Source organism: Hahella ganghwensis DSM 17046 (assembly GCF_000376785.1).
GTDB classification, from domain to species: Bacteria; Pseudomonadota; Gammaproteobacteria; order Pseudomonadales; family Oleiphilaceae; genus Hahella; species Hahella ganghwensis.
The window spans coordinates 62,791-76,384 of the sequence record NZ_AQXX01000134.1; the positions used below are offsets into that span (position 1 = coordinate 62,791).

The 13,594-nt window shown below is 50.2% G+C and carries 10 protein-coding genes; 8 read left to right on the forward strand and 2 right to left on the reverse strand.

The features are described 5' to 3' along the window. Window positions 1-61: 61 nt before the first annotated feature. From sucC to rluB, 6 genes are all read left to right on the forward strand, one after another. Complete coding sequence (gene sucC / locus F566_RS0123260) at window positions 62-1,228, forward strand: ADP-forming succinate--CoA ligase subunit beta (RefSeq protein ID WP_020409435.1); 1,167 nt, start codon at window positions 62-64, stop codon at window positions 1,226-1,228. After that, window positions 1,228-2,103: a succinate--CoA ligase subunit alpha gene (sucD, locus tag F566_RS0123265; protein WP_020409436.1), complete on the forward strand. Its 876-nt coding sequence runs from the start codon at window positions 1,228-1,230 to the stop codon at window positions 2,101-2,103. The genes sucC and sucD overlap by 1 nt, the downstream gene beginning before the upstream one ends. 194 nt (window positions 2,104-2,297) lie before the next feature. Beyond that, window positions 2,298-3,512 (forward strand): tryptophan--tRNA ligase, encoded by a 1,215-nt coding sequence (locus F566_RS0123270; RefSeq protein WP_083921162.1) that lies wholly within the window; start codon window positions 2,298-2,300, stop codon window positions 3,510-3,512. 57 nt (window positions 3,513-3,569) lie between these two features. Further along, window positions 3,570-4,571, forward strand: a complete 1,002-nt coding sequence (locus F566_RS0123275; protein WP_020409438.1) for a segregation and condensation protein A — start codon at window positions 3,570-3,572, stop codon at window positions 4,569-4,571. Beyond that, the gene (gene scpB, locus F566_RS33815; RefSeq protein WP_020409439.1) at window positions 4,558-5,265 is read left to right on the forward strand and encodes an SMC-Scp complex subunit ScpB; all 708 of its coding nucleotides are present in this window, start codon (window positions 4,558-4,560) and stop codon (window positions 5,263-5,265) included. The genes F566_RS0123275 and scpB overlap by 14 nt, the downstream gene beginning before the upstream one ends. A gap of 38 nt (window positions 5,266-5,303) precedes the next feature. Next, window positions 5,304-6,233, forward strand: coding sequence for a 23S rRNA pseudouridine(2605) synthase RluB (rluB, locus tag F566_RS0123285; RefSeq protein ID WP_020409440.1), 930 nt, complete (start codon window positions 5,304-5,306; stop codon window positions 6,231-6,233). Between the two features lie 103 nt (window positions 6,234-6,336). On the opposite strand, the gene F566_RS35740 is transcribed toward rluB, so the two are convergent. Together F566_RS35740 and F566_RS0123295 are read right to left on the reverse strand one after the other, a co-directional pair. After that, window positions 6,337-7,299: a GGDEF domain-containing protein gene (locus tag F566_RS35740; protein ID WP_157497029.1), complete on the reverse strand. Its 963-nt coding sequence runs from the start codon at window positions 7,297-7,299 to the stop codon at window positions 6,337-6,339. A 313-nt stretch (window positions 7,300-7,612) separates the two neighbouring features. Beyond that, the gene (locus F566_RS0123295) at window positions 7,613-8,725 is read right to left on the reverse strand and encodes an alkane 1-monooxygenase (protein ID WP_020409442.1); all 1,113 of its coding nucleotides are present in this window, start codon (window positions 8,723-8,725) and stop codon (window positions 7,613-7,615) included. Window positions 8,726-8,956: 231 nt separating this feature from the next. On the opposite strand from F566_RS0123295, the gene F566_RS0123300 reads away from it, so the two are divergent. Together F566_RS0123300 and smc are read left to right on the forward strand one after the other, a co-directional pair. Then, complete coding sequence (locus F566_RS0123300) at window positions 8,957-9,628, forward strand: GntR family transcriptional regulator (RefSeq protein WP_020409443.1); 672 nt, start codon at window positions 8,957-8,959, stop codon at window positions 9,626-9,628. Between the two features lie 292 nt (window positions 9,629-9,920). After that, window positions 9,921-13,421, forward strand: a complete 3,501-nt coding sequence (gene smc, locus F566_RS0123305) for a chromosome segregation protein SMC (RefSeq protein ID WP_020409444.1) — start codon at window positions 9,921-9,923, stop codon at window positions 13,419-13,421. The last annotated feature ends 173 nt before the right edge of the window (window positions 13,422-13,594 follow it).

The window sequence follows — 13,594 nt, forward strand, 5'->3', positions numbered from 1 at the left end:
GGTCTGCAGAGATATCACCGGGTGGAAATCAGTCATAAGCTGACTTAAAGCGGAAATCGTTATGAATCTTCATGAGTATCAAGCTAAGCAACTCTTTGCGGACTACGGCCTGCCTGTTTCCAAGGGGTTTGCCTGTGAATCAGCGCAGGAAGCCATGTCTGCAGCCGACTCAATTGGTGGCGACCAGTGGGTTGTCAAAGCCCAGGTCCACGCTGGTGGTCGCGGTAAGGCTGGCGGTGTAAAGCTGGTTTCTTCCAAAGAGGAAATCAAGGCATTTGCGGAAAAATGGCTTGGTCAAAATCTGGTTACTTACCAGACGGATGAGAAAGGTCAACCAGTTAACAAGATTCTGGTGGAATCCTGTACTGACATTGATCAGGAGTTATATCTGGGTGCGGTTGTAGACCGTGGTACCCGTCGCATCGTGTTCATGGCGTCAACTGAAGGCGGTGTGGAAATCGAGCAAGTGGCCGAGGAAACGCCTGAGAAAATTCTGAAGGCCGAGATCGATCCATTGGCGGGTGCTCAGCCATATCAAGGTCGTGAACTGGCATTTGCTTTGGGCCTGAAAGGTGATCAGGTAAAACAGTTCACCAAAATTTTCCTGGGTCTGGCGAAATTGTTCCAGGACCTGGATCTGGCGCTGCTGGAAGTTAACCCACTGGTGATCACCAAGCAGGGTAATCTGCACTGCCTGGACGCAAAAGTGAATGTTGACGGCAACGCTCTGTACCGTCAGCCTAAAATTCGCGAAATGCATGATCCTTCTCAGGAAGATCCACGCGAAGCTCACGCAGCCAAGTGGGAACTGAACTATGTTGCTCTGGACGGCAACATTGGTTGCATGGTGAACGGTGCAGGCCTGGCCATGGGCACCATGGACATTGTCAAGCTGCACGGCGGTGCTCCGGCAAACTTCCTGGACGTTGGCGGCGGCGCTACCAAAGAACGGGTAACAGAAGCGTTCAAAATCATTTTGTCTGACGACAATGTCAAAGCGGTTCTGGTTAATATCTTCGGCGGTATCGTACGTTGTGACCTGATCGCTGACGGTATCATCGGTGCGGTTGAAGAAGTCGGCGTTAAAATACCGGTTGTTGTACGTCTGGAAGGTAATAACGCTGAGCTGGGTGCCAAGAGACTGGCAGACAGTGGACTGAATATCATCGCGGCAGAAAGTCTTACTCATGCTGCTGAAGCCGTGGTTAAAGCAGCGGAGGGTAAATAATGAGCATTTTGATCGACAAGAACACCAAAGTGATCTGCCAGGGCTTTACCGGCTCTCAGGGAACTTTCCATTCAGAGCAGGCAATTGCCTACGGAACCAAGATGGTAGGTGGTGTGACTCCTGGAAAAGGCGGTCAGACTCACCTGGATCTGCCAGTATTCAACACTGTTAAAGAAGCAGTAGAAGCGACTGGTGCCGAAGCTTCTGTGATCTATGTGCCAGCGGCTTTCTGTAAGGATTCAATCCTGGAAGCAGCCAATGCCGGGATCAAACTGATTGTCTGTATCACTGAAGGTATCCCGACTCTGGACATGCTTGACGCCAAAGTGAAGTGTGACGAGCTGGGCGTTCGCCTGATTGGCCCGAACTGTCCGGGCGTTATCACTCCGGGTGAGTGCAAAATCGGTATCATGCCTGGCCACATTCACAAGCCTGGCAAGGTTGGGATTGTATCCCGTTCCGGTACACTGACCTACGAAGCGGTCAAGCAGACGACTGACTTCGGTTTTGGTCAATCTACCTGTGTCGGTATTGGTGGTGACCCGATTCCTGGTTCCAACTTCATCGATATCCTGGAAATGTTCCAGAATGACGCGCAGACTGAAGCAATCGTAATGATTGGTGAGATCGGCGGTACAGCAGAAGAAGAAGCTGCTGAGTACATCAAGAACAATGTCACCAAGCCGGTCGTTTCCTATATCGCAGGTGTTACTGCGCCTCCTGGTAAGCGTATGGGCCACGCTGGTGCCATCATTGCCGGTGGTAAGGGTACTGCGGCAGAGAAGTTTGCAGCGCTTGAAGATGCTGGTGTGAAGACTGTTCGCAGTCTGGCTGATATCGGTAAGGCTCTGGCCGAACTGACTGGCTGGAAATAATCCTGCCTGATTAGAAAAAGCCGCTTTATGCGGCTTTTTTTATGTCTGCGTATTTCACATAAGGTTCGTTTAACTCCTGGCCGATTGTGTTTATAATCCGCCCTTCAACCTACAACAAATGTGGCTGTAAACAATCTGGGACATCCCCAGTTTTTCACTGTTAAAGCTACTATGACAATCATCTGGGAGTTATTTTGGGATCTGTAGATTCGCAAAGTCGGGTTTTGTCAGGAATGCGCCCGACCGGGAAGTTGCATCTGGGGCACTATCATGGCGTGCTGAAAAACTGGGTTAAACTGCAACATGAGTATGAGTGTTTTTTCTTTGTTGCTGACTGGCATGCTCTTACTACCAACTACGACGATCCCTACGGAATCGAACAGTCTACCTGGGATATGGTGATTGACTGGCTGGCCGCGGGAGTCAATCCCGGCTCGGCGACTTTGTTTATCCAATCCAGGGTGCCGGAGCACGCGGAACTCCATCTGCTGCTTTCAATGATTACACCTCTGGGCTGGCTAGAGCGGGTTCCTACCTACAAGGATCAGCAGGAGAAACTGAAGGAAAAAGATCTGGCAACCTATGGATTCCTGGGGTATCCATTGCTGCAAAGCGCCGATATTCTGGTGTACCGTGCGGGGCATGTGCCTGTTGGGGCTGATCAGGTGTCTCATATTGAGATGACCCGTGAGGTGGCTCGCCGCTTTAATCATATCTATGGTAAAGAAGCCGGTTTTGAGGAAAACGCCATTGCGGCCATCAAGAAGATGGGTAAAAAGGCCGGCAAGCTTTATGAATCACTGCGTAAGCGTTATCTGGAACAGGGAGACACCGAGGCCCTGGAAACTGCTCGCGCACTATTGCGGGACCAACAGAATATTTCATTGGGGGACCGCGAGCGTTTGTTCGGTTATCTGGAAGGCGGCGGCAAGGTGATTTTACCGGAACCTCAGCCTTTGCTAACTCCTGAGAGCAAAATGCCGGGGCTGGACGGGCAGAAAATGTCGAAGTCCTACCACAATACAATCGGTTTACGGGAGGATCCGGATACGGTTTCCCAAAAGATCCGGACCATGCAGACGGACCCTCAACGTGTACGTCGATCAGACCCGGGTGACCCGGCAAAATGCCCGGTATGGCAGCTCCATGAGGTCTATTCTGATGATAGTACCAAAGACTGGGTTCAGACTGGATGTCGTTCGGCCGGGATAGGTTGTATCGAGTGCAAGAAGCCTGTCGCAGATGCCGTGATTGAAGAGCAGCGTCCAATACGTGACCGCGCTCTGCGCTATGAAGATGATCCGGGGCTGGTTCGCAGTATTATTGCGGAAGGGTCGGATAAAGCGCGTGATGCGGCAAAGTCTACACTGGACGAAGTTCGTAGTGCCATGGGGCTTTCCTACGAATAAGGGTCTGGCCTGCCAGTCGCAGGTCGCCTTTCACCCAATCGCCTGGCGAATAATTGAATGACTGAACAGAACTCTCCCGACAACCAGCAGCAGGTTCCGCAGCAACAGGAACTTCCGCTGGCTGTTGTCGAGGGGAAGCCAGTCACTGAAATTCCCCAGGATCTGTATATTCCTCCCGATGCCCTCGAAGTCTTTCTGGAATCTTTTGAAGGGCCTCTGGATCTTCTGCTGTATCTGATCAGGCGCCAGAATATGGATATTCTGAATATTGATGTGTCCGAAGTAACACGTCAGTACATGGAATATATCCATATTATGCAGGACATGAGGTTTGAACTGGCAGCAGAGTATCTCGTCATGGCTGCGATGCTGGCAGAGATCAAATCTCGCTTCCTGTTGCCAAAGAGAGAGTCTGACGAGGAAGAGGAAGATGATCCCAGAGCTGAACTGATCCGTCGACTCCAGCAATACGAAAGATTCAAAACGGCCGCTGAAAACATTGATGAACTGCCTCGGATGGAGCGTGACTTTGCAGAAGCCCAGCCCGAAGTTCCCAAAATCACCAAGGTAAAGAAACATCCTGACGTAGATCTGAGGGAGGTGCTGCTGGCTTTCAGGGAAGTGCTGAAACGCTCTGAACTGTTTGAGCATCATCAGGTGGAGAGAGAAAAGCTATCTACCCGTGAACGTATGACACAGGTGCTTGATCGGTTATCTGCCGATCAGTTTACCCGCTTCGTTGATCTGTTTAAGGCGGAAGAAGGCAAGCTAGGTGTTGTTGTGACCTTCCTGGCGATTCTGGAGCTGGTAAAAGAGTCTCTGGTAGAACTGGTACAGACAGAGAGCTTCGGTGAGATTCATGTGCGTGCCCGAGGCGACAAACTGGATACAGATGAGCCATCGGAAGAAGGGCCGTCTGAAGGACTGGATGAAGGTGCAACTGCGGAAGGGGCTTTTGAAACCCCGAACGTAATTGAAGGCACTGGGTTAGAAAACGCAGACAGGGACGATCAGGAATATTCCGAGCCGAGATTAGAGGTGAATAATGACCCTGAATAATGTCATTGAGGCAATATTGCTCGCAGCAGAAAAGCCGATGTCGGTTGAGCAGCTAGTGGCATTGCTGAGTGAGGATGACCTGAAGCCATCCCGAGATGACGTTCGGGCTGTAGTTACCGAATTACAGCTCAGATACCAGGATGGTGTTATGAATCTTACCGAGGTTGCCAGTGGATATCGTTTCCAGATTAAGGCAGACTTCGCGCCCTGGGTGGGGTTGCTGCAGGAAGAGCGGCCACAACGATATTCCCGGGCATTACTTGAAACGCTGGCAATTATTGCTTACCGGCAGCCTATTACCCGAGGTGATATTGAGGATATTCGTGGTGTGGCAGTCAGCACTCAGATCATGAAAACCCTTCAGGAAAGAGAGTGGGTCAGAGTTGTCGGCCACAAAGATGTGCCAGGAAAACCGGCATTGTTTGCCACCACCAGGCAGTTTCTGGATTACTTTAATCTGAAGAGTCTGGATCAGCTACCGCCATTGGCGGAAGTGAGAGATCTGGATGAGATCGGCCGGTCTCTGGAGTTGAATCTGGCCGGTGTTGAAACAGATACAGGTGTTGAAACAGATGCAGGTGTTGAAGCAGATACAGATGCCGGTGATGATTCTGATAGTGATACAATCCACGAAGAGGAGGCAGAGCAGCCTGCCGTGTCTCCTGAACTACCTCAAGATAAAACGCTTCATTAGTTTGAACAGTCCCTTAATTTTTTTTACTCAGGTGTTATATGCCGCAATCCGTTGATGAAAAACTGCAGAAAGTTATTGCCCGTCGAGGAGTTGGTTCTCGCAGGCAGGTAGAGGAATGGATTTCGCAGGGGCGGGTTCGGGTGAATGGTCACGTGGCCAAATTGGGGGACCGTGTCTCAGGAGCTGATAAAATCATCGTGGACGGCCATCCTATACCCGATGAAGTGGCGGAAGAAACCCTGGTATTGGTTTACAACAAGCCTGAAGGCGAAGTTACCAGCCGGAATGATCCTGAAGGTCGACCTACGGTATTCGGTCGTTTGCCCCGTCCGGTTCAGGGGCGCTGGGTCGCCGTTGGCAGGCTGGATATTAATACCAGCGGTCTGTTGTTATTTACGACAGATGGCGAATTGGCCAACAAGCTGATGCATCCCTCGTCTGAAATTGATCGGGAATATGCGGTCCGTGTCCTGGGCGAAGTGGATGAGGAAATGATTGGTCGTCTCAAGGAAGGCGTATTTCTGGAGGATGGGCCGGCACGATTCAGTGATATCAGTGAAGCTGGCGGTACTGGCTCAAATCGCTGGTTCCATGTTGTTCTGCAGGAGGGGCGGAACAGAGAGGTGCGCCGACTTTGGGAGTCTCAGGGTGTTACGGTCAGCAGGTTGAAGCGGGTGAGATATGGTTTTATTTTTCTGCCCAGCCGCATCAAAGTCGGAGGCTGGGAGCTTATGTCCCAGAAAGACGTCAATGTTCTTTATGAGATGGCAGGATTAAAGCCCAAGAAAGTCGTTGAGTTGAACCCTCAGCATAAGGCTAAACTTAAGCGTCAGATGAATAAATCAGGCCATCAGATCAAAAAGCCGTCAGGTAAGCCTTCTGGTCGCAGAAAGCTGGCTGAAGGGGGAGCGGGGTCTGTGAAGAAGGCTCAAAAGGAGCGGGGACGCCGACCCTCTCCGAAGAAATGATGCCTGTCCCCCCCCGATTGGCCACCGACCAGTAGTTTGGGCTTTTCTCAAAACAGATTGCTCTGAAGAACAATTGTTGTGAAACAGGTCTGCCTAAATCAACTTAGATAGATAGTTGATCGGCGGACTCTTCACATCTTTCCCTTAGATCCTGGTAGTTGTCGGCAATCACTGATTTATTTCTGCCAAGGTGTTTGGCTCGGTAGAGTGCCTTGTCTGTCCTCTCCATCAGGCTACAGCGGGATTCACTTCCTTCATGACAGGCCACTCCCAGGCTGATTGTGGCGCTGATTTTCTGGCTTTCATAGCAGAAGACCGTTTGAGCTACAGATTCACGAATTCTTTCCGCAATAGTCAAAGCCCCAGCCAGACCGGTTTTGGGTAAGAGCAGCGCGAATTCCTCGCCCCCCATGCGAAATATCATATCGCTATCCCTGCAGGTGTCTACCACCACTTTAGTTAACTGTTTTAACACTGCATCACCAGCGTTGTGACCATAGTTGTCATTGATGGATTTAAAGAAATCCACGTCAAACACCAGGAGCGACAATATCGATCCATAACGACGGGCTTGAGCCACTTCGCGATGAATCTGATAATCAAATGATCGCTTGTTACCTATGCCAGTCAGGGCGTCTGTCATGGCGGCACTTACTGCCTCATGATAATGAAGACTGTTTCTGAGAGGATAAATCAGGCATCCAAGCAATGCTTCCAGAGAAGCCAGTTCTTCCTCTGTGAACTTGGCAGCCCTTTGAAACTCGATTTGGCCGAGCGGGTTTCCTTCCAGAGTAAGGTTGTAACTGGCAGTGTGGCGAGCCTTGTCCGCGGTTCCGGTATTGACGGTTATTAATGTCGACTCGAATTTGCAACGGATGTCGCCAAGCAAAGGGGATACGCCTTCAACAAACCATGTGATCAGTTGCTCTGTTTCCAAAGTCGTCTGGAGTTTGCGTACCAGGATATGGGATAGATCTTCCGTGTTCAGTTGACGGGCGCTTGGGCTTGGCGCTAAGGCCAGGCGTGAGCCCGTGGGCTTCCGACTGTCAGATCTTGAATTTGGCATAGAGACTCCTGCTTTCACGCTTTGATACCAACCGGCAAACATCTGGTTCATACAAACATTAAGCATTTTCAATGCCAGTTTTAAAATGCTAGGAATAACAATAATATAGATAAATCTGCGGCAGAATGTGGTCGTAAAGTAGACGGTTTCATGACGTCGAATAGGGTAAAGAAATGCCGAATGCCAAAAAAATGACGAATGGGGATTCAGATATTTGATCGGAAAAGCCACCCTGAACGGCAGAGGTGAGGCTCTGCCGTTCTCAGGAGTTCTTTTCATTGTATAGGGAAAGATATGCTTGGGCGCAGTGACACTACTGAAGCTGGTGGTGCTCATGCTGGTAATAGGCTTCAACTTTGGGATTCATGACTTTAAACCAAAGTGGAGGAATAAGGGCCAGTAATACCATGGTCGCATAGCCAGCAGGTAGCTGCGGGGCATGGTCGTAGTGCCTGAGAACCTGATAACGACGTTTGGCATTGGCGTGATGATCGGAATGCCTCTGTAGATGGAACAGAAACAGATTGGTTAAAAAATAGTTTGAGTTCCAGGAATGTTCCGGTTGAACTCGCTCAAAGCGGCCATTTTCCAGCTTGCGACGATGCAAGCCGTAATGTTCCAGATAATTCACGATTTCCAGAAGAGTAAAGGCAACAAAGCTTTGTGCCAGAAAAAACACAGCGCCGCCAACTCCCCAGAAAGCGAAACACAAGATTAGCCAAAAGAGGCTCAAGCCATACCACCAGATCAATTCATTCTGAAATGACAGCAGAGATTTCCCCTTTTTTGACAAGCGTTTTTTCTCTAGCTTCCAGGCATTCAGAAAATTGTGCAGGTAAGCATGAGGAAGGAACTGATACAGAGATTGGTTAAAGCGCGCTGAAGATGCATCCAAAGGAGTGGATACATTCACGTGGTGCCCTCTTAAATGTTCAACCTTAAACCCTCCATAGCTTACTAGGCTGAGTAGAACCCCGCCGAATAGCCTCTCTAATTTCTCATCTTTGTGAATCAACTCGTGAGCAATGGTGATGGCCAGCGCTCCGACGGTTCCAATTGACAGCATCCAGCCCAATTTGCCAACCCAGTTAAACTGTTCCGCGGTAAAAATATGTGCACTCCAGAAAACGAGTATCAGATAGAGGGGAACAGACAAAAGTGTGAGTCGTTTGTAGAAGGGATCTTCTTCCATTGTGGGGACTTCATCCTGTTCATCCGGGTTGATTGGGTCTTTCCCAATAATTGGGTCGAGCAGCGGTACTAATCCAAATACAAATGTAACCGTGGTAAAGGCCCATAGGTTGTGATTGTCAAAATGGTTGCCAAGAACGTGGCTGATAAATGGCAGGAGTGCAGGTACAAGAAATAACAGATAGCTCCATTTCTTGACGGTCAGTGCGACCTGATGAGGCAGATGCTTCAGCATGATGATTTCTTCCTTTTTTATTGTTTGAATGTTGGATTGTAGGACAATAGGTATGGTGTGGTCAACAAGTGATCAGAGCTGGAAGGTGTGGTGTCAAAGCGGCCTTGTAGGATGATCATTGACTCTACGGCTAATCTGGTGAAGTATTTATTGTCAGTTTCGGTAGCAATTGGCGTTTATCGCCAGTTCATTTGTGTTCATTAATGGCCCCATAGATGGGGTGGGTAGGATATGAGGTTTCAAGCTCCAGAGAGTCTGGCTGAACAGATCGCGCAGCATTTGGGTCGTTTAATCATGGTAGGCACACTCAAGCCGCTTGAAAGAATTCAGGAATTGAAGGTTGCCAGTGATCTGGATGTCAGCCGTGGATCAGTCAGGGAGGCTCTTTTGATTCTGGAAAGACGCCACCTGATTGAGATCTATCCCCGCAAGGGGGCGGTGGTATCTGACCTGACCCCACATCAGGTGGCTTCTCTGTATGATATGTTTGCCGTTCTCCTGACCATGCTGGCCAGCAAAGTGGCGACAACCTGGGAAGAGACTGATCTGAAGCCGGTCAGTGATCAGATTCAGCGGATCAACACCATTATTCTGACCCCGGATGCCTCCATTGAGTCCGTGGTGGATCATTCATTCGAACTGATGGATATGTGCATGGGTTTTTGCGATAACCCATACCTTCAGGAAACTCTGGAAAATCTTCGGCCCTCGATCAGCCGGACCTATTATCTGGCGATGCATTCCAGACGGGATGAATTGATTCAATCCCTGCATTTTTATGATGGACTTCTGAAAGCGGTCAAGGCCCGCGACCTGTCGGGCCTCAAGCTGGTCATTGATAGTTTTGCCGAGCACCAGAAAGATCTCGTACTTTCCGTTCTCGAAGATCGCTCAGCTGCCTGACAGGGTATTAGGTAACCTGCTAGTCGAACCAACATTGGTTTTCCTTTATGTTGATGGGCATAAATCCTTGTCCTCAGGATTTCTTGAGGGGGGAGCTATATGGCTTTTGGCAAACAGCCTCTTTTTCAGCAGTTTAGATGATGATCTTGTAATGATCTGGCGATTATCCTGCGGCGGCTTGGTGGCTGTCTCCGCAGCTTGAAAGAACTGCTGCTGGTCTGACCTTTGGGAATCCGCTAAACTCCAGCCTCACGTTGTACGCAATTCTTTTTCTCATCCTGCAAAATCTGATATGAGACTGAAATCCATCAAGCTTGCCGGCTTCAAATCCTTTGTCGATCCGACAACGGTGCATTTTCCCAACAACATGTCGGCAGTGGTCGGGCCGAACGGTTGCGGCAAATCCAACATCATTGACGCTGTCAGATGGGTCATGGGGGAGAGCTCCGCCAAGCATCTGCGAGGCGAGTCGATGGCGGATGTCATATTCAATGGCTCCAACTCCCGTAAACCGGTAGGACAGGCGACCATTGAGCTGATCTTTGACAACACCGGCGGCACTATTCAGGGCGAATTCGCCCGCTACAACGAAGTTTCCGTTAAACGTAAAGTCACCAGAGATGGCCAATCGGCCTATTTTCTCAACAATAATAAATGTCGAAAGAAAGACATCACCGACCTGTTTCTGGGAACTGGTCTGGGGCCTCGAAGTTACGCGATCATTGAACAGGGGATGATCTCCCGTCTGATTGAATCCAAGCCTGAAGAATTACGCATCTTCCTAGAAGAGGCGGCTGGCATATCCAAGTACAAAGAGCGGCGCAGGGAAACCGAAAACCGCATGAAGCGTACCCGCGAAAACCTGGACCGCCTGACCGATATCCGTGAAGAGCTTGACCGACAGCTGCAGCATCTGCACCGCCAGGCCAAGGCAGCTGAACGCTATAAAGAGTTGAAAACCGAAGAGCGGCACAAAAAGGCACTTTTGAACAGTTTCAAATGGAATCAGTTGGATCGGCAATCTACCGAACTGGCCAATTCCATTCGGGACAGAGAAGTGGATCTGGAAAGGCTGCTGTACGAACGTACTCATGTGGACAGCCAACTGGAGACGCTGAGACAGCAACGCCAGGAAGCGGGAGAGGCAGTCAATCAGGCGCAGGCAGACTATTACGGTACCGGAGCTGAAATCGCCAAAATAGAACAGCAGATTAAGAGTGCCCGGGAACGGGAAGAACAACTCAAGGCTGAACTTGAACAATTACAGATGACCCTCACAGAATTGCGTGAAGAGCGTGCGCTGGAAGAGGAGCAACTGACCGAGTCTGAAGAAGAGCTGCTGGAACTTGAACCGGAGCTTGAAGAACTTCTGATGCGCTCGGAGACTTCCGCAGATCATCTGGCGGAAGCAGAAGAGGCCATGCAGAACTGGCAGCATTCCTGGGATGAGTTTTCTCACCGTAACAATGATCTGCAAAAAACGGCCGAGATAGAACAGTCGCGCATTCAGCAGGCGGAAAAACAGATACAACAACTGCAGGACCGCCGCAGCAAACTCATGGAAGAAAAGAATGCCACGCAATCTTTGGGAGACAGCGAATCTCTGGAGATGCTCAGGGAACAGCTGATGGAGCTGGAGCTGCGTTTAGAAGATCAGAATCAGATCCATGAGTCCCATCGCCAGTCTGAAAAAGCGCTCCGGGTAAGATTGGAAGAATATTCCCGCCAGCTAAATGATATTCGTACCCAGGACCAGACACTCCGAGGCGAGCAGTCTTCATTGCTGGCATTACAGGCCAATGATGAGGCCAGTATCAATGAAAGCGCCACGCAGTGGCTACAGCAGGTGGGTGCTGATCAGGCCCCGCTGTTGTCTGACTCTTTGCAAGCTGATTCACAATGGGAAACGGCCGTCGAATCTTTATTGCATGAGAGATTGCAGGCTCGAGTACTCCCGTCAGAGCAATTGAAAGCCATTCAGCAACCGCCGGCTCCCGGTGTTTGTCTGATTGCTGAGCATGTTACCCGAAGCAATGTGTTTGCTCAGTTCTCCGGAAATACCGGCGCAGAGTCCTGTCAGACATCCGTGGCATACTGGCTTGATGGCGCCAAGGCCTGTGACAACTTTGAGAATGCTTTCAGCAGGCTGGATGAACTGGGGGATGAAGAATACTTCGTGCTTCCCGACGGTTCCCGGATTGCCCGTCACTGGATGCAGGGGCCTCATGCGGAACATTCTACTGCCGGTGTGTTGACCCGAGCCCGAAGGCTGGCGGAAATTGATGAGCAGTTGGCAGTGATCAGTGCCCATATGGATGAGGTTGCCGCAGCACGCTCTGGTATCGAACAACAACTCGAAGACTTTGAGACTACTGCGGAAAATCATCAGAAGGAACTGGTGGAACTGAATAAACAGCAGCTTCAGATCAAAGCGGAAATCAGTGCCAAGGAAGCCAGGCAGGAACAGATTGAACGGCGTCAGTCGCATATCGCAAGTGAAGTGGGGCAAATCGACGAACAACTGGCGGAAGAAAATGAATCGTTGAAGCTCAGCCGGGAAGTCTGGCAACAATCTCTGCTGGAGCTGGAAGAATGTGTTGAGCAGAAAGAAACGCTGCTCAATCAGCGTGACAGTGCGCGGCAGAGACTCGATAACCTGCGTTCCCAGGCGCGCCAGGATCGTGAGCAGTCTCATCAACTGCAACTACGGGTCAGTGCGCTGACCACGCGCCGAGACTCGGTGAAGCAGGCGCTTGAGAAAGGTTTGGTGAATATCAAACGTTCCGAAGACCGGTTGCACTGGGTGGAGGAAAATCTCAGTACCCATCAGGCACCGGAAGAGGATCTGCATGAGCGGTTGGAAGGTCTTTTGGGACTCAGGCTGGAGCAGGAACAGGTTCTGTCGACCCAGCGGGATAAATTGTCGGACCTTGAAAAATCCATGCAGGATGACGAAGTAAGACGCCACCGCAATGAGCAATCCATTCAGGATCAGCGGGGACAGATTGAGTCCATGCGCATGCGGCAGCGGGAAGCGGATATTCGAAAAAATACACTGAGAGATCAGTTGGCCGAGGAAGATTTCGATATCCAGCAATTGCTTCCCATGCTGGCAGAGGAAGATACCGAACAGGCGCTGCAGGACGAAATTGAGCAAATTGGCAACAAAATCTCCAGATTGGGCGCGATCAACCTGGCAGCGATTGATGAGTATCAGGCGCAATCCGAGCGTAAGGTCTATCTGGATGGCCAGTATGAAGATCTGCAGGAAGCTTTGGAAACCCTGGAAAACGCCATTCGTAAGATTGATAAAGAGACCCGGAACAAATTCAAGGAAACCTTTGATCAGGTCAATGAGGGGCTGCAGAATCTGTTTCCAAGAGTGTTTGGCGGTGGCCACGCCTATCTGGAGCTGACCGGGGAAGATCTCCTGGAAACCGGTGTGGCGATCATGGCGCGGCCTCCGGGTAAGAAGAATAGTACGATTCACTTGCTGTCAGGGGGAGAAAAAGCCCTGACCGCTATCGCCCTGATTTTTTCGATCTTCCAGTTGAATCCGGCACCATTCTGTATGCTGGATGAGGTGGACGCGCCGCTGGATGATGCCAACGTTGGGCGCTATGCTCGCATGGTGAAGGAAATGTCCGATCAGGTGCAGTTTATCTATATCACCCATAACAAGATCGCGATGGAAAAGGCGGACCATCTGATGGGGGTGACCATGCATGAACCTGGCGTGTCTCGTCTGGTATCGGTGGACGTTGAAGAAGCCGCTGCTTTGGCAGAACTTTGATGTTGTTCCACATCACCACAGCGTGATGTGACCAAATTATTGGCTTTTAATGTGACCTTTTTGATGTGACTCCCAGTTGCAGTTAGGGGCGTTTAAAACGTCCTAGTCAAGATGGGTTAAAGGCCTGTCAGATATGGATATCCATTTAGTAATCAATAAACTCTGACGCCTGA

Excerpts from the sequence above, each read along its gene's own strand:
- F566_RS0123275 (WP_020409438.1), top strand. The coding sequence starts at position 3,570 with ATGACTGAACAGAACTCTCCCGACAACCAGCAGCAGGTTCCGCAGCAA.
- scpB (WP_020409439.1), top strand. The coding sequence starts at position 4,558 with ATGACCCTGAATAATGTCATTGAGGCAATATTGCTCGCAGCAGAAAAG.
- F566_RS0123300 (WP_020409443.1), top strand. The coding sequence starts at position 8,957 with ATGAGGTTTCAAGCTCCAGAGAGTCTGGCTGAACAGATCGCGCAGCAT.
- smc (WP_020409444.1), top strand. The coding sequence starts at position 9,921 with ATGAGACTGAAATCCATCAAGCTTGCCGGCTTCAAATCCTTTGTCGAT.
- rluB (WP_020409440.1), top strand. The coding sequence starts at position 5,304 with ATGCCGCAATCCGTTGATGAAAAACTGCAGAAAGTTATTGCCCGTCGA.
- sucD (WP_020409436.1), top strand. The coding sequence starts at position 1,228 with ATGAGCATTTTGATCGACAAGAACACCAAAGTGATCTGCCAGGGCTTT.
- F566_RS0123295 (WP_020409442.1), bottom strand. The coding sequence starts at position 8,725 with ATGCTGAAGCATCTGCCTCATCAGGTCGCACTGACCGTCAAGAAATGG.
- sucC (WP_020409435.1), top strand. The coding sequence starts at position 62 with ATGAATCTTCATGAGTATCAAGCTAAGCAACTCTTTGCGGACTACGGC.
- F566_RS35740 (WP_157497029.1), bottom strand. The coding sequence starts at position 7,299 with ATGCCAAATTCAAGATCTGACAGTCGGAAGCCCACGGGCTCACGCCTG.